Source organism: Marinobacter sp. UBA2688 (assembly GCF_002352785.1).
GTDB lineage: Bacteria > Pseudomonadota > Gammaproteobacteria > Pseudomonadales > Oleiphilaceae > Marinobacter > Marinobacter salarius.
In genome coordinates this window covers 95,943-110,246 of the sequence record NZ_DELU01000007.1, presented here as the reverse complement: position 1 = coordinate 110,246, position 14,304 = coordinate 95,943, and the positions used below count along the sequence as shown (strand labels likewise).

Here is a 14,304-nt window from a genome sequence, read left to right as displayed (position 1 = left end):
GTGCCTATTGCGGTGAGGGTTGGGCATGAATTTACTTGCCGGTCTCATAGCGTCCTTCCACGTCAGAGTCGAGTTCGAGGATTCGGTCATCAATCCATGCCTTCATGCCGGTTGCGCGGGTCAGGCTGAACGAGTCGGTCAGTTCCACCGGGGCGTCTGTGTAAACAGTACGCTCTGTGTTATCCAGTGTCAGCGTTGACGTGGTTAATGTCAGGGGGCGCCCACCTTGGGCTTGCTGGGACACCCGAACATCCCCCGTCAAGTGGACCAGGTCGTCAGCTTCCATGAATTGGCCTTTGTTGGCCTGGACTTGCCAGGGTGCGTTGCCGGGGTCGCCGTAGAGCGTCGCATTCGGCGATTCCATAATGGTTTCGTTGCGGGCCTCGAATTGCTCGATACGTGGGCTTTCGAAGTGTGCGGTAAGCCGCCCGGTCTCGTCGAAAGACAGATAGCGACCATTGACCACGAAACCGTCTGGTTCCGATTCGCCTCTCAGCGCGGCGGCATCCACCGGCTCTGATGACTCGTCACTTTGCCAGAGCAGGAAAAACAGTGCCACTATCGTGACAGCCAGCCCCAGGGTTCGTACCCAGGGCCGGGTAAAGAGGGCTTCAGCGGCCATTCAGTCCTGCTCCAGGTAGGGTTGCAGGCTTGCGTTGAGCTGCCCGCAGGCGCAGAGCAGCAGTTCGCAGGCTTCACGGACCGCGCCGCTACCCCCTGCGGCCGACGTGCAAAAATCCGCGTGCTGGCGCACCAGCCAGTAGCCGTTGGGTACTGTTATGCCCAGTCCGGCGTAACGGATTGCGGGCAGGTCCGGCAGGTCATCACCCATGTAGGCAATCTGGTGTGGCGCGATCTCCAGCCGTGCCGCCAGTTCCCGCAGGGCGATTTTCTTGTCCTCTCGGCCTTGCATCAGGTGTGGGATGCCGAGGTCATTCATGCGTTTCTCTGTCAGCGGCGAGCGCCGTCCGGTAATGACGGCAACGTTGATGCCAGCAGCCATAACCTGTTTGATGCCCAGGCCGTCGAGAATATTGAACCCTTTCATCTCATCGCCTGAAGCGCTGAACAGCAGCGTGCCGTCGGTCATGATGCCGTCCACATCCAGGGCCAGCAGGCGAATGGCAGCGGCTTTTTCAATCAGCTCCGCTGGCCATTGAGGGCGCAGAGTGTCAGCCATCAGATCACTCCCGCCCGCAACAGGTCGTGCATGTTGATAGCGCCGGTCAGTTTGCCGTCACGATTGATGACGGGCAGGGCGTTGATCTTCAGCTCTTCCATCATGTTCAGTGCCTCGGCGGCCAGTTGGTCATCGTGGATCACACGACCGTTGCGGGTCATGGCCTCGGCAATCGGCGTGTTGTGAATGTCCACGGAGCGGTCCAGGGTGCGGCGCAGGTCGCCGTCTGTAAATACACCGACCAGGTCGCCCTCGGCATTAATGACCGTCGTCATACCCAGCCCCTTGCGGGAAATCTCCAGCAATGCGCCGCTGAGGGTGGTGTCTTCCTGCACTCGGGGAATCTGGTCCCCAGTGTGCATAATATCGCTGACACGCAGCAGCAACCTGCGGCCCAGACTGCCACCGGGGTGTGAGAGCGCAAAGTCCTCGGTGCTGAACCCCCGGGCTTCAAGCAGTGCCACGGCCAGGGCATCGCCCATCACCAGAGTGGCCGTGGTGCTGGAGGTGGGGGCCAGGCCGAGAGGGCAGGCCTCCTGGGCGACGCTGATATCCAGGTTGGCAACGGCCTCCCGAGCCAGGATGGAGTTCTCGTTGCCCGTCATACTGATCAGCGGGGCTCCCATGCGTTTGATTAACGGCAAAATGGTCAGCACTTCGCTGGTGTTGCCGCTATTGGAGATGCCCAGCACTACATCCTGGCTGGTGATCATGCCCAGGTCACCGTGGCTGGCCTCGCCCGGGTGTACGAAGAACGAGGGCGTTCCGGTGCTGGCGAGGGTGGCAGCGATCTTGTTGCCGATATGGCCGGATTTGCCCATGCCGGTCACGACAACACGCCCCTTGCACGCCATGATGACTTCGCAGGCGCGGACGAAACGGTCATCAATCCGGTCGGTCAGGGCGTGAATGGCCTCACGCTCGATCTCGATGGCTCGGAGGGCGGATTCTTTGAAGGTCTGGCTGGTTTCGGTGTTCATCTGGCTTCCGGGTTCGAAATGTTGATGCTTTCGTCGTGGCAAAAGTATATCACTTCAACGGCTTTGGCTGCCCTTCATGACAAGACGTTCAGCAAAACTGATCATTGACATCAGTTCATTTTGTGAAGGATGGATTGAGGTTCACGGCAGGTTGACATAATGTAGCGCACTCATTAAAGGCTGGGAATGCGGGTTCACCGACACTCAGGCGGTTCTGGAAGCAGGTATGGACACATCCCCCTACATTGAATTGAGAGACGTGGTTTTCAGTCGCGGGAATCGTCGTATCTTTGATGGCGTCAGCCTGGACATTCCCCGCGGCAAGATTACCGCCATCATGGGGCCGAGTGGCACTGGCAAGACTACCTTGTTGCGGCTGATCGGCGGCCAGCTGAAACCAGATTCGGGCAGCATATTCGTAGCGGGGGAGAACGTTCCTCAGCTCAAGCGCAAGGCGCTTTACCGTCTGCGGGAAAAGATGGGGATGCTGTTCCAGAGTGGAGCGCTGTTCACGGATCTCAGTGTCTTTGAAAACGTGGCGTTCCCGCTCAGGGTTCATACCACCTTGCCGGAGGACATGATCCGCGACATCGTTCTAATGAAGCTCGAAGCTGTGGGGCTTCGCGGAGCCCGGGATCTGATGCCGGCAGAGCTGTCAGGTGGTATGACCCGGCGCGTGGCCCTGGCCCGCAGCATCGCGCTGGACCCTGAGCTGATCATGTACGACGAGCCCTTTACCGGCCAGGATCCGATTGCCATGGGTGTACTGGTGAAGCTGATCCGGGATCTCAACAGCTCCATGGGCCTGACCAGTGTGCTGGTATCCCATGATGTGCCGGAGTCCCTGAGTATCTGTCACTACGCCTGTATCGTTGCGGACGGTCGTATTATCGGCGACGGCACGCCCGAGGAATTGAGGACGCACCCATCGGAGCAGGTTCAGCAGTTCCTGCGTGGTCATCCGGATGGTCCGGTGCCGTTCCACTATCCGGCTGCCGATGCGGCTCAGGACTGGAGTGTTGCCGGGAGGGGAGATTGATGGACCGGCTGGCGGCTTTTGGCCGATTGGGGATGAACGTGATTGCATCGCTGGGCCGCTCCGGGCGTTTCCTTGTCGGTGCCCTGGCAGGTGTTCCGCGGCCCTCGGTTGGTTTTCCGCTGTTGCTGAAGCAACTTTACTCGGTCGGAGTTCTGTCCCTGGCCATCATTGTGGTGTCCGGCCTGTTTATCGGGATGGTTCTGGGGTTGCAGGGATACACCATTCTCAGTGACTACGGGTCTGAGGCCGCGATCGGTCAGATGATTGCCCTGACTCTGGTGCGGGAATTGGGCCCCGTGGTGACTGCGCTGTTGTTTGCCGGCCGTGCGGGTTCCGCACTGACGGCGGAAATCGGGTTGATGAAAGCCACCGAACAGCTTTCCAGCATGGAAATGATGGGTGTTGATCCGCTGCGTCGGGTGATTGCCCCGCGGTTGTGGGCGGGCTTTATCTCAGTGCCCGTGCTGGCTGCGGTGTTCTCGGTGGTTGGTATCTGGGGCGGCATGCTCGTGGGTGTGGAGTGGCTGGGCGTGTTTGAAGGCTCTTTCTGGGGCAACATGCAGTCTTCCGTAAGCTTCACCGCCGATGTTCTGAACGGTGTCGTCAAGAGCCTTGTGTTCGGGTTCGTCTGTACCTGGATTGCGGTCTATCAGGGTTACGACTGTGTGCCCACCTCAGCTGGTATCAGTGCCGCAACCACGAAAACCGTGGTGTATTCGTCGCTGGCCGTACTCGGGCTGGATTTTGTGCTTACCGCCGTCATGTTTGGTGACTTCTGACCGCGGTATACTGAAACGTCAGGAAACAGGGGGCCGGAATGGCACAGAGAACAACAGAAGTGATTGTGGGGCTTTTCATGATCGCAGGCATCGCCGCCATAATGTTCCTGGCGTTGCAGGTCAGTGGGCTGACACCGAAGGCCCCGGAAAGTTCGTACACGCTCTACGCCAATTTTAACGACGCTGGCGGGCTGACGCCCCGGGCAAAAGTGTCCATGGCTGGTGTCACGGTCGGCAAGATCCGGGAGATAACCCTGAATCGGGAAACCTACCAGGCCCGCGTGACCATTGATGTTAATGCCAGTGTGGATAATATTCCGGCGGACAGCTCAGCAGTAATACGTACATCCGGGCTGCTTGGTGAACAGTACATTGATATATCGGTGGGCGGTGATATGGAGTCCCTGGGGGACGGGGATACCTTCTATTCCACACAATCCGCCATGAATCTTGAGCGGCTCATATCCAACTTTGCCTCCGGGCAGTCACAATGAAAGAAAGTGGTTCACGGGAGAAAACCATGGTTCTGATCAGACATTGCCTGATGATTGTTGCGTTGCTGATGGTGGCGCTGGCAGCACCGGCCCACGCCGGACCGGAGGAGGACCTCCGCACGTATGTGGATAAAAATACCCAGCGCCTGGTCGACAAGCTCCATCAAGAAAAGGGCCTGTACGAGCAGAATCCACAGGCGTTTTATCGGAGCATGGATCAGGAGCTGAAGAACTTCGTCGACTTTCGCCGAATTGCCGCCCGGGTCATGGGTCGCTATGCAAGGCAGGCATCACCGGAGCAGCGCGACGAGTTTGTTGAGAAGTTCAAGCGCAGTCTTTTCGACAGTTACGCTCAGGCTCTGGTGAGTGCTGACGATTTTACCATCGAGGTAAAGGAAGCCACGATCAACCCGAATGACGACGGTCGGGCGTCTGTGCGTATGGAGGTGATCAGTGCCTCTGGTAACCGCTACCCTGTGACTTATTCCATGTACGAAACGGATGAAGGACGCTGGATGATGGAAAACGTGATCGTCGAAGGTGTGAACATCGGGCTGGCTTTCCGTGATCGTTTCAGCCAGGAGATGGAGAAGAGCGGCGGCAAGGTCCAGGCTGTTATCAACGACTGGGGCGATGCAGTGGAATCGCTGAATCTCGAAGGTGAAGTCGACAAATCATGAATGCGAGCCGGCCCGTGGTGACTCTTGATGGCGACACGCTATTGGTGAGCGGCGCGGTTGATCCGCTCACCGTGATCTCCGTCAGGCGGGAAGGCGAGAAGTGGATACGGGCGAGCAAGGCGGATTTACAGGTGGACCTGTCCGCCATGGGCACCGCGCACAGCGTGGTGCTGTCTCTGCTGCTGTGTTGGCACCGCCTTGCAGTTGCCCGCAGTCAGGCTCTGCGATTTACCGGCGTAAGTGAACGGCTGAACTCTTTGGCGGCCCTGAGCGGCCTTGATCGCCATTTGCCGGGTTTTTCCGCCCAGTCCTCTTCTGAAAACCTGCACCATAGCTGACCCGAATGCCATAATTGGTTACAATCTCGCCCCTGATTTAAAAACGCCCGAGGATTATTTATGGAAGCCACCGAAGTTGCCGAGTTGGTTAAAGAGGCGCTGCCCGGCTGTGAGGTCGAAGTGCAGGTCGATGGCAATCACTATCTTGTTGTTGTAGTGGGCGATGTATTCGAGGGTTTGCCAACCATCAAACGGCAGCAACTGATCAACAAGGCGCTGTTCCAGCACATTCTGGACGGTACCATTCATGCCCTGCACCCCAAGGCCTTTACACCGGCTGAATGGGCCGCGCGCCAGGGCTGACACGCCCGCAAACTACAGGACACCATTGTGGACAAACTTCTGATCAGAGGCCGCAAGCCTCTCGATGGCGAAATCCGGATTTCCGGCGCCAAGAACGCCGCCCTACCGATTCTGGCTGCCACCCTGTTGGCGGATGAGCCGGTGACCGTGGGCAACCTGCCGCACCTGAACGACATCACCACGATGATCGAGCTGCTGGGCCGCATGGGTGTGGAACTGATGATCGACGAAAAAATGAGCGTCGAAGTTCACGCCAACACCATCAAGCAGTTCCATGCGCCCTACGAACTGGTGAAAACCATGCGGGCCTCGATCCTGGTGTTAGGGCCGTTGGTAGCGCACTTTGGTGAAGCGGAAGTGTCCCTGCCGGGTGGCTGTGCCATCGGTAGCCGGCCGGTGAACCTGCACATTCATGGCCTGGAACAGATGGGCGCCGACATCAAGGTCGAAAACGGTTATATCAAGGCAAAGACCAATGGCCGCCTGAAAGGCGCGCACATCTTTCTGGACACCGTGACCGTCACCGGTACGGAAAACCTGATGATGGCTGCCGCGTTGGCCGATGGTAAAACCATCCTGGAAAACGCTGCCCGGGAACCGGAAGTGGTGGATCTCGCTGAATGCCTGATCGCCATGGGTGCTGACATCAAGGGTCATGGCTCCGCAACGATTGAGATCAACGGTGTCGAGCGTTTGCATGGCTGTCACTACGATGTGCTGCCGGATCGCGTCGAAACCGGCACCTACCTGGTTGCAGCAGCAGCTACCCGTGGCCGGGTCAAGCTCAAGGATACCCGCGAGGATCTGCTGGAAGCGGTCCTGCTGAAGCTGGAAGAGGCCGGTGCCCACATTGATACGGGCAAGGACTGGATTTCGCTGGATATGAAAGGCAATCAGCCAAAAGCGGTTAGCCTACGCACAGCGCCATACCCTGCGTTTCCGACCGATATGCAAGCGCAGTTTGCGGCGATGAACGCGGTATCCGAAGGCACTGGCACCATCGTGGAAACGGTTTTCGAGAACCGGTTCATGCACCTGCAGGAACTGATCCGCATGGGTGCGGACATTACTCTTGAGGGCAACGCGGCGATCATCAAGGGCGTGGATCACCTCACCGGTGCCCCGGTGATGGCAACGGACCTGCGGGCGTCCGCGAGCCTGGTCATTGCCGGGCTGGTGGCGGATGGAGACACCATCGTTGATCGCATCTACCACATCGACCGTGGCTACGAGTGTATCGAAGAAAAATTGCAGCTGTTGGGTGCCAGTATCCGCCGCCTGCCAGCCTGAACACATTGAACCGGAAAGACGCATGACCGATTCCATCACCATCGCGCTGTCGAAGGGGCGAATCCTCGACGAGACCCTGCCGCTGTTAAGAGAAGCGGGTATCGAGCTGGTCGACGATGTTAAGAAGTCCCGGAAACTGGTGTTTCCCACCACGGACCCGAACGTACGGGTTTTGATCCTTCGGGCCACCGACGTGCCCACCTATGTGCAATACGGTGGAGCGGATCTGGGGGTAACCGGTAAGGATGTGCTGATGGAGCACGGCGGTGAGGGGCTGTATGAGCCGCTGGACCTGAATATTTCCCGGTGTCGGTTGATGACGGCCGGGAAGAAAGACTGCAAAGCGCCAGAGGGCCGTTTGCGTGTGGCGACCAAGTTCGTAAACTTGGCTCGGCGCTATTACGCGGCCCAGGGGCGGCAGGCCGATATCATCAAGCTCTATGGTGCGATGGAGCTTGCTCCGATTCTCGGGCTCGCCGACGAGATTGTCGATATCGTTGATACCGGCAATACCTTGAAAGCGAATGGTCTTGAGGCTCGCGAGCTGATTGAAAACATCAGTTCTCGCCTTGTGGTTAACCGTGCCTCGATGAAGATGAAACACCGGGGCATTAATCCCATAATTGAGAAAATGTCGATCGCCGTTGAAAAAAGGCGAGCTTCAGAGTAAGAAGCACTCAGGGACGGCTTTCCAAAACACGCTCCTTCGGCACGTCCATGTGACGCTTGGACTTCGCCATCCATGGCTCCGTACAGTTTTGGAAAGCCGTCCCTGATCACTTCCCATGCCAAGGCGTTGCCTTAAACACAAAGAGTAAACAATCCGAAACAGGATTTAGTGATGACCGATATCAGCATCAGACGATTGAACGCTTCCGACAGTGACTTTGACAGTGCGCTGGCCAAGCTATTGGCGTGGGAAGACAGTGTGGATCATCAGGTGAATGAGTCGGTTCGTCATATCCTGCATGAGGTGAAAACCCGTGGGGATGCTGCGGTTCTGGAGTTTACCGAGAAGTTTGATCGCTTGAAGGTTGGCACTGTTGCTGAGCTGGAAATGGGGCAGGAGCGGTTGCTGCAGGCGCTGGAGGCTATTCCCCAGGGGCAGCGTGTTGCCCTTGAGAAGGCCGCCGAGCGGGTGCGTGACTATCACGAGCGCCAGAATCAGACGTCCTGGCAGTATAAAGACGATGACGGCACTGTACTCGGTCAGAAGGTCACGCCGCTGGATCGGGCAGGGCTGTATGTGCCCGGTGGCAAGGCTGCCTATCCCTCCTCCGTGCTAATGAACGCCATCCCGGCTAAGGTCGCGGGCGTGGGCGAGGTGATCATGGTGGTTCCTACGCCGGATGGTGTGGTGAACGATATGGTTCTCGCCGCTGCGGCGATTGCCGGTGTGGATCGTGTGTTCTGTGTGGGCGGTGCCCAGGCGGTGGGTGCCTTGGCCTACGGCACACAGACCATTCCTGCCGTCGATAAGATTGTTGGGCCGGGCAATATTTTTGTCGCTACCGCCAAGCGAGAGGTGTTCGGAACCGTTGGTATCGACATGATTGCCGGTCCTTCGGAGATTCTGGTGATTTGTGACGGCGAGACTGACCCAGACTGGATTGCCATGGATTTGTTCTCTCAGGCCGAGCACGATGAGCAGGCTCAGTCCATTCTTATCAGTCCCGATGCCGATTTCCTGGATGCCGTGGAAGCCAGCATCAACAAGCTGCTGCCGACCATGGAGCGGGCCGACATCATCGCTACCTCGATGACGGATCGAGCTGCACTGATTCACGTGGCCGACTTGTCGGAAGCGGCTCGCGTTTCCAATCGTATTGCGCCGGAGCACCTGGAGCTTTCGGTGGAAGATCCGGAAAATCTGGTGGACGAGATTCGCCATGCCGGTGCCATCTTTATGGGGCGCTATACGGCGGAGGCGCTGGGCGATTATTGCGCCGGGCCGAACCATGTGTTGCCGACGTCCGGGACGGCGCGTTTCTCCTCTCCTCTGGGGGTTTATGACTTCCAGAAACGGTCGTCCCTGATTGGTTTTTCTGCAGCCGGTGCCGACAAGATGGGGCGAGTTGCCTCTGTTCTGGCGCGTGGAGAAGGGTTAACGGCTCACGCCCGTTCTGCAGAGTATCGGGTTCGGGAGGGCCAGTCAGATGAGTAAGTTCTGGAGTTCACGGGTCAAAGAGTTGGTCCCCTATGTACCGGGGGAGCAGCCGAAAATGGCCAACCTCGTGAAACTGAATACCAACGAAAACCCTTTCGGCCCGTCTCCGAAGGTGATCGAGGCGATCAACACGGAACTGAATGACAGCCTTCGGCTTTATCCGGACCCCGAAAGTGAAGCTCTGAAAAGCACCATCGCGAATTACTATGGCGTGCAGGGCGAGCAGGTTTTCCTCGGTAACGGTTCCGACGAAGTGCTGGCACACATCTTTTATGGTCTGTTCCAGCACGGTGAGCCCGTGTTGTACCCCGATATCACCTACAGTTTTTATCCGGTGTATTGCGGCCTCTACAACATCGAAGGCAAGACCGTACCGCTGACCGACAGCTTTGAGATTGATCCCAAGGACTATAAGCAGCCGAACGGCGGCATCATCTTCCCCAATCCCAATGCGCCCACTGGGCGTTACCTGGCGCTGGATAAGGTTGAGGCTATCGTCGCCGCCAATCCCGACCGGGTCGTGGTTGTGGATGAAGCCTATGTGGATTTCGGCGGCGAGAGTGCGATCAAGCTGGTGGGGAAATATCCCAATCTGCTGGTTTGCCAGACGCTGTCCAAGGCCCGTTCCCTGGCCGGGTTGCGCGTCGGTTTCGCCATCGGCAGCCCGGAGGTCATCGAAGCCCTGAACCGCGTCAAGAACAGCTTTAACTCTTATCCTATTGACCGCCTGGCTCAGGTCGGCGCCATTGCAGCATTCGAGGATGAAGACTGGTTTCGAGCCACCTGCGAAGGCGTCATTGGCGAGCGAGGGTGGGTTACCTCGAAACTGGAAGCCTTGGGGTTCGATGTATTGCCCTCAAAGGCCAACTTTATTCTTGCGCGCCACCCGGATCATGCCGGTGAGGCGTTGGCGAAGGGGCTTCGGGAGAAGGGGGTTATCGTGCGTCACTTCAATAAGCCCCGCATCTCGGACTTCCTGCGCATCACCATCGGCACGGCGGACCAGAACAAGCGACTGGTCGAGTGCCTTAAACCGTTGGTGTAACACGAGACATTCAAGGCAAACCTACGGAGGCAGCATGGCTTCACGCAATGAGATACTCCGCACACTGAACGACTGGTTGGCCCCGCAAGACTTCAAGGACTATTGCCCTAATGGTCTGCAGGTCGAGGGCACTGAAGAGGTCCGTACCATAGTAAGTGGCGTCACTGCTTCCCGGGCGCTCGTGGACGCGGCGATCGAAGCCGATGCCGACATGATTCTGGTGCATCACGGGTATTTCTGGAAAGGTGAGGATCAGGCCATCCGTGGCATGAAGCGGGACAGGATCAAGCGTCTGCTGGAGCACGATATCAATCTGGTTGCTTACCACCTGCCGTTGGACGATCACCCTGAGTATGGCAACAATCGGCAGTTGGCCGAGGTGTTGGGTATTCTCAATCCCCGGCCACTGGGCGGACTTGTGTGGCAGGGTGAACTGAGCGCCCCGATGGCGCCCCGGGCGTTCGCGGAGTTGATCGGAGAGCGTCTGGCCCGTGCTCCGCTTTGGGTCGGGGACGGCTCCGCAGAGATTTCCCGGGTCGGCTGGTGTACCGGTGCAGCTCAGGGGTTCATTGGCAGCGCCTTGGAAGCCGGGCTGGATGCCTACATCAGTGGCGAGATTTCAGAACCCACTACCCATACTGCCCGGGAATGCGGTATTCATTACTACGCAGCTGGCCATCACGCCACTGAGCGGTATGGCGTTCAGGCCCTGGGGCGAGCCCTGGAGCAAACATTTGGAGTAAGTCACCGGTTTATCGACTGCGATAACCCGGTGTAAGCGTCAGGCTTTCTGCTGTTTTTCGGCCAGGCCAAAGTCTTCGGCCAGGGTGCCTTTTTCCTGGGGGTCGCTCTTGGGGGCGTAGTCCCGGGGTGGCTCTGCATCATCCTTGCTGGCGGCGCCTTCCAGGCGCGCCTTGGCGTTCTCTTTCTCGAGCTCCAACAGCCAGTCTTCGTCGTTGCACAGGCGGTTAGCGCCCCGCGCCATGTGCTGATTTACGTCCCGGTAGGTATCGTTGAAGCGGCGCAGCAGATGCGCAGATTCCATAAAATGCTCGTTCACTTGCGCCTGATAGCGTGTGTACTCGTTTCTCAGCTCCTCGATCTGCTGTTCAGCCCGGCGCTGCCGCAGCGTAGAGCCCTGACCAGACCGGCCAACCAGTACTCCGATGACAATGCCGACAATCAATGCGGCGATGGCTGCCAGAATCAGGTTTGTCATAAGCTGTGTGATCCTTTTAATGAATAGGGAATTCCTTCCCGAAGTATACCGTCCCAAGGCCCGTTCACGCACGATTGCCTCGTGCGCCAATCGTCGTATTGCGTCGTATGTCTGGCTCGCCCCCGCGGTTGCAGCGGTTTCTCAGGGTGTTGAACGTGGCGAAAAAAGCCAAAATCGGCCACAATACGCCGCCGTTATGAATGACCATACTTCGGGAAACGCCTTAATGACACCCCAAAAGCGAATCCGTATGACCACTACCCATATGACTCCATGGGAACGATACCAGCAGGACCTTGAGCGGCCCGAGTTTCACAAAGACCCGGCCCAGGAAGATGCGGTCCGCCGTTTGCAGTCACTTTACGACAAACTGGTGGCGGCGGAAAGGGAGCGTGACAAACCGATGGTCAAACTTCGCCTCAAGTTCAAGAAGGGCAAAGAAGATCCGGTGAAGGGTTTGTATTTCTGGGGCGGCGTGGGTCGCGGTAAAACTTACCTCATGGATACGTTCTATGAAGCTCTGCCCTTTGATCGCAAGATGCGAGTGCACTTCCACCGGTTTATGCAGCGTGTTCACAAGGAACTGAAAAGCCTGAAAGGCGAGAAAAACCCGTTGGATATCGTGGCGAAAATGTTTGCGGACGAAACCCGGGTGATCTGCTTTGACGAATTTTTTGTCTCTGACATCGGTGACGCCATGATACTGGCAACGTTGATGGATGGCCTGTTCAGCCGTGGTGTGACCTTGGTCTGTACCTCCAATATCGTGCCTGACGGGCTTTACAAGGATGGCCTGCAGCGTGCCCGCTTCCTGCCCGCCATCGCGCTGGTCAAGAAACACACCGAGGTGGTGAATGTGGATGGCGGTGTGGATTATCGCCTGAGAACCCTGGAGCAGGCTGAGCTGTACCACTTTCCCCTGGATGAGGATGCCGACAAGAGCCTTCAGAAAAGTTACGACGGGCTTGCGCTTGAGGCGGGCAGCCACAGCCTGGAGTTGGATATCAACGGCCGAAAGCTGACTGCCCTCAGCCACGCCGATGACGTGGTCTGGTTTGATTTCAAGACTCTGTGCGATGGCCCACGCAGCCAGAACGACTACATCGAGCTGGCGCGGGAGTTCCATGCAGTGATTATCAGCAATGTCCCGGTGCTGGGAAAAGACAAGGACGATCAGGCCCGGCGATTCATAAACATGATTGACGAATTTTACGATCGCAACGTCAAGGTGATCATTTCCGCAGAAGCTTCGATTACGGACCTGTATGCCGGCGGGCGGCTAGGGTTTGAGTTTGAGCGCACGGAGTCCCGGTTGCTGGAAATGCAATCCAGGGAATACCTCGAGGCACCTCACAAGGCCTGATAGGCGTCGGACTAAACGAAGTCCAATCCGATAACGAACTACCCAAACTATAGAGAGATCAAGCAATGAGCACAGACAACGTCGTCATCGTCAGCGGTGCGCGCACCCCCATGGGCGGATTTCAGGGCAGTCTAGCCGCGGTTTCCGCGCCGGAGCTGGGCGCTATCAGTATTGCCGAAGCTATCCGCCGTGCCGGCTTGCAGCCGGCAGACGTGCAGGAAGTGATCATGGGCAATGTCCTGCCGGCAGGGCTCAAGCAAGGGCCGGCTCGCCAGGCAATGCGCCAGGCAGGGCTACCGGACAGCACTGGTGCCACTACGATCAATAAGCTTTGCGGTTCGGGCATGAAAGCCGCCATGTTTGCCCACGATGTGATCAAGGCCGGCACCAACGATATTATGGTTGCCGGTGGTATGGAGAGCATGTCCAATGCACCGTACATTCTTCAGGGTGTTCGCAGTGGTTACCGCATGGGGCCTGGCCAGGCGCCTCAGGACCATATGTTCCTGGACGGCCTTGAAGACGCGGAAACCGGTCGGCTGATGGGGGCTTTCGCTCAGGAAATGGCCGACAAGAAAGGCTACACCCGGGAAGAGATGGACGAATACGCGATTACCTCCCTGACCCGGGCCAAGAGAGCCATTGAAGAAGGGCTGCTGAAAGATGAAATCATCCCGGTTACCGTCAAAACCCGCAAAGGCGAGGTAGTGGTTGAGGACGACGAGCAACCCCACAACGCCAACATCGAAAAGATCCCGAGCCTGCGCCCGGCCTTTGCCAAAGACGGCACGGTCACCGCGGCCAATGCCTCGTCAATATCGGATGGCGCCTCTGCACTGGTGTTGATGCGTGAATCCGAAGCCGAAAAGCGCGGCCTTAAACCCTTGGCACGGATTGTTGCCCATAGCACCCAGTCCCAGCATCCGTCGGAATTTACCTGTGCTCCGGTGGGTGCCATCGAAACCCTTTTCGCCAAAACCGGCTGGACAAAAGACGACGTGGACCTGTTTGAGATCAACGAAGCCTTCGCCATGGTGGCGATGATGCCCATCCGCGAACTCGGCCTGGACCCGGAGAAGGTTAATATCCACGGCGGCGCCTGCGCCCAGGGCCATCCGGTTGGCTCCACCGGCTCCCGCCTGCTGGTGACGCTGATGCACTCCCTCAAGCACTACGGCAAGAAGAAGGGCGTTGCAGCACTGTGTATTGGTGGTGGCGAAGCAACGGCGATGGCTATTGAATTGCTGTGATTTGTGCCGGCTGGTTGCATCCAAATTTGTTGACTATAGTGAGTCAGTGCGAGGGAAGTCTGCCGCAGAGAGGGGCGTAATCGTAAAATCATACTTTTGACTGATCAAAGCGTTCGATGGCGTTAGCTATAGTGCCAACATCACGAGCACTGTGCATGAAGCCTCCAAACATCGTGA

Annotated in this window: 17 protein-coding genes; 13 read left to right on the top strand and 4 right to left on the bottom strand. The window is 57.7% G+C overall.

The genetic code is table 11. The features are described from left to right. Positions 1–31: 31 nt before the first annotated feature. Genes lptC through B3M52_RS01870 form a run of 3 tightly spaced genes read right to left on the bottom strand, consistent with a single transcriptional unit; the run spans position 32 to position 2,160 of the window. Positions 32–622, bottom strand: a complete 591-nt coding sequence (gene lptC, locus B3M52_RS01880) for an LPS export ABC transporter periplasmic protein LptC (RefSeq protein ID WP_075196505.1) — start codon at positions 620–622, stop codon at positions 32–34. Next, positions 623–1,180 (bottom strand): KdsC family phosphatase, encoded by a 558-nt coding sequence (locus tag B3M52_RS01875; RefSeq protein ID WP_036209871.1) that lies wholly within the window; start codon positions 1,178–1,180, stop codon positions 623–625. After that, positions 1,180–2,160, bottom strand: coding sequence for a KpsF/GutQ family sugar-phosphate isomerase (locus B3M52_RS01870; RefSeq protein WP_091640993.1), 981 nt, complete (start codon positions 2,158–2,160; stop codon positions 1,180–1,182). Before B3M52_RS01870 ends, B3M52_RS01875 begins: the two co-directional genes overlap by 1 nt. Before the next feature lie 226 nt (positions 2,161–2,386). Here B3M52_RS01870 and B3M52_RS01865 point away from each other — a divergent pair, with 226 nt between their 5' ends. The 11 genes from B3M52_RS01865 to B3M52_RS01815 all read left to right on the top strand — a co-directional run bounded on the left by B3M52_RS01865 (position 2,387) and on the right by B3M52_RS01815 (position 11,073). Then, positions 2,387–3,199, top strand: a complete 813-nt coding sequence (locus B3M52_RS01865; protein WP_136633307.1) for an ATP-binding cassette domain-containing protein — start codon at positions 2,387–2,389, stop codon at positions 3,197–3,199. Next, entirely contained in the window at positions 3,199–3,978 is a 780-nt protein-coding gene (gene mlaE, locus B3M52_RS01860) for a lipid asymmetry maintenance ABC transporter permease subunit MlaE (protein ID WP_178380808.1), read from the top strand. The genes B3M52_RS01865 and mlaE overlap by 1 nt, the downstream gene beginning before the upstream one ends. Positions 3,979–4,016: 38 nt before the next feature. Then, entirely contained in the window at positions 4,017–4,472 is a 456-nt protein-coding gene (mlaD, locus tag B3M52_RS01855; protein WP_007155310.1) for an outer membrane lipid asymmetry maintenance protein MlaD, read from the top strand. A gap of 26 nt (positions 4,473–4,498) precedes the next feature. Then, the gene (locus tag B3M52_RS01850) at positions 4,499–5,152 is read left to right on the top strand and encodes an MlaC/ttg2D family ABC transporter substrate-binding protein (protein ID WP_286748611.1); all 654 of its coding nucleotides are present in this window, start codon (positions 4,499–4,501) and stop codon (positions 5,150–5,152) included. Beyond that, positions 5,149–5,490, top strand: coding sequence for an STAS domain-containing protein (locus tag B3M52_RS01845; RefSeq protein ID WP_286748610.1), 342 nt, complete (start codon positions 5,149–5,151; stop codon positions 5,488–5,490). The genes B3M52_RS01850 and B3M52_RS01845 overlap by 4 nt, the downstream gene beginning before the upstream one ends. A 60-nt stretch (positions 5,491–5,550) precedes the next feature. Continuing rightward, on the top strand, positions 5,551–5,793 hold the full coding sequence (locus B3M52_RS01840) for a BolA family protein (protein ID WP_036209886.1): 243 nt from the start codon (positions 5,551–5,553) through the stop codon (positions 5,791–5,793). Between the two features lie 27 nt (positions 5,794–5,820). After that, the gene (gene murA / locus B3M52_RS01835; protein ID WP_036209888.1) at positions 5,821–7,083 is read left to right on the top strand and encodes a UDP-N-acetylglucosamine 1-carboxyvinyltransferase; all 1,263 of its coding nucleotides are present in this window, start codon (positions 5,821–5,823) and stop codon (positions 7,081–7,083) included. Positions 7,084–7,105: 22 nt separating this feature from the next. Beyond that, positions 7,106–7,753, top strand: coding sequence for an ATP phosphoribosyltransferase (gene hisG, locus B3M52_RS01830; protein WP_091641007.1), 648 nt, complete (start codon positions 7,106–7,108; stop codon positions 7,751–7,753). A 171-nt stretch (positions 7,754–7,924) separates the two neighbouring features. Then, complete coding sequence (hisD, locus tag B3M52_RS01825) at positions 7,925–9,247, top strand: histidinol dehydrogenase (RefSeq protein WP_213479559.1); 1,323 nt, start codon at positions 7,925–7,927, stop codon at positions 9,245–9,247. Continuing rightward, positions 9,240–10,295 carry a histidinol-phosphate transaminase gene (gene hisC / locus B3M52_RS01820; protein WP_075196501.1) on the top strand — a complete coding sequence of 352 codons (1,056 nt, stop codon included), beginning with the start codon at positions 9,240–9,242 and terminating at the stop codon, positions 10,293–10,295. Before hisD ends, hisC begins: the two co-directional genes overlap by 8 nt. A gap of 34 nt (positions 10,296–10,329) precedes the next feature. Then, a complete protein-coding gene (locus B3M52_RS01815) occupies positions 10,330–11,073 on the top strand; it encodes a Nif3-like dinuclear metal center hexameric protein (protein ID WP_213479560.1) in 744 nt (247 codons plus the stop codon). A gap of 3 nt (positions 11,074–11,076) precedes the next feature. On the opposite strand, the gene B3M52_RS01810 is transcribed toward B3M52_RS01815, so the two are convergent. After that, positions 11,077–11,514, bottom strand: coding sequence for a YhcB family protein (locus B3M52_RS01810; RefSeq protein WP_007155665.1), 438 nt, complete (start codon positions 11,512–11,514; stop codon positions 11,077–11,079). Between the two features lie 265 nt (positions 11,515–11,779). Here B3M52_RS01810 and zapE point away from each other — a divergent pair, with 265 nt between their 5' ends. Further along, positions 11,780–12,877, top strand: coding sequence for a cell division protein ZapE (gene zapE, locus B3M52_RS01805; protein WP_177190585.1), 1,098 nt, complete (start codon positions 11,780–11,782; stop codon positions 12,875–12,877). Positions 12,878–12,942: 65 nt separating this feature from the next. After that, the gene (locus B3M52_RS01800) at positions 12,943–14,127 is read left to right on the top strand and encodes a thiolase family protein (protein ID WP_213479561.1); all 1,185 of its coding nucleotides are present in this window, start codon (positions 12,943–12,945) and stop codon (positions 14,125–14,127) included. The last annotated feature ends 177 nt before the right edge of the window (positions 14,128–14,304 follow it).

What these genes read in the sequence shown, in the direction of transcription:
- B3M52_RS01875 (WP_036209871.1), bottom strand. Translation starts at nt 1,180, where the DNA reads ATGGCTGACACTCTGCGCCCTCAATGGCCAGCGGAGCTGATTGAAAAA.
- lptC (WP_075196505.1), bottom strand. Translation starts at nt 622, where the DNA reads ATGGCCGCTGAAGCCCTCTTTACCCGGCCCTGGGTACGAACCCTGGGG.
- mlaE (WP_178380808.1), top strand. Translation starts at nt 3,199, where the DNA reads ATGGACCGGCTGGCGGCTTTTGGCCGATTGGGGATGAACGTGATTGCA.
- B3M52_RS01870 (WP_091640993.1), bottom strand. Translation starts at nt 2,160, where the DNA reads ATGAACACCGAAACCAGCCAGACCTTCAAAGAATCCGCCCTCCGAGCC.
- B3M52_RS01840 (WP_036209886.1), top strand. Translation starts at nt 5,551, where the DNA reads ATGGAAGCCACCGAAGTTGCCGAGTTGGTTAAAGAGGCGCTGCCCGGC.
- hisC (WP_075196501.1), top strand. Translation starts at nt 9,240, where the DNA reads ATGAGTAAGTTCTGGAGTTCACGGGTCAAAGAGTTGGTCCCCTATGTA.
- B3M52_RS01800 (WP_213479561.1), top strand. Translation starts at nt 12,943, where the DNA reads ATGAGCACAGACAACGTCGTCATCGTCAGCGGTGCGCGCACCCCCATG.
- B3M52_RS01850 (WP_286748611.1), top strand. Translation starts at nt 4,499, where the DNA reads ATGGTTCTGATCAGACATTGCCTGATGATTGTTGCGTTGCTGATGGTG.
- B3M52_RS01845 (WP_286748610.1), top strand. Translation starts at nt 5,149, where the DNA reads ATGAATGCGAGCCGGCCCGTGGTGACTCTTGATGGCGACACGCTATTG.
- B3M52_RS01865 (WP_136633307.1), top strand. Translation starts at nt 2,387, where the DNA reads ATGGACACATCCCCCTACATTGAATTGAGAGACGTGGTTTTCAGTCGC.
- zapE (WP_177190585.1), top strand. Translation starts at nt 11,780, where the DNA reads ATGACTCCATGGGAACGATACCAGCAGGACCTTGAGCGGCCCGAGTTT.
- hisD (WP_213479559.1), top strand. Translation starts at nt 7,925, where the DNA reads ATGACCGATATCAGCATCAGACGATTGAACGCTTCCGACAGTGACTTT.
- B3M52_RS01815 (WP_213479560.1), top strand. Translation starts at nt 10,330, where the DNA reads ATGGCTTCACGCAATGAGATACTCCGCACACTGAACGACTGGTTGGCC.
- hisG (WP_091641007.1), top strand. Translation starts at nt 7,106, where the DNA reads ATGACCGATTCCATCACCATCGCGCTGTCGAAGGGGCGAATCCTCGAC.
- mlaD (WP_007155310.1), top strand. Translation starts at nt 4,017, where the DNA reads ATGGCACAGAGAACAACAGAAGTGATTGTGGGGCTTTTCATGATCGCA.
- B3M52_RS01810 (WP_007155665.1), bottom strand. Translation starts at nt 11,514, where the DNA reads ATGACAAACCTGATTCTGGCAGCCATCGCCGCATTGATTGTCGGCATT.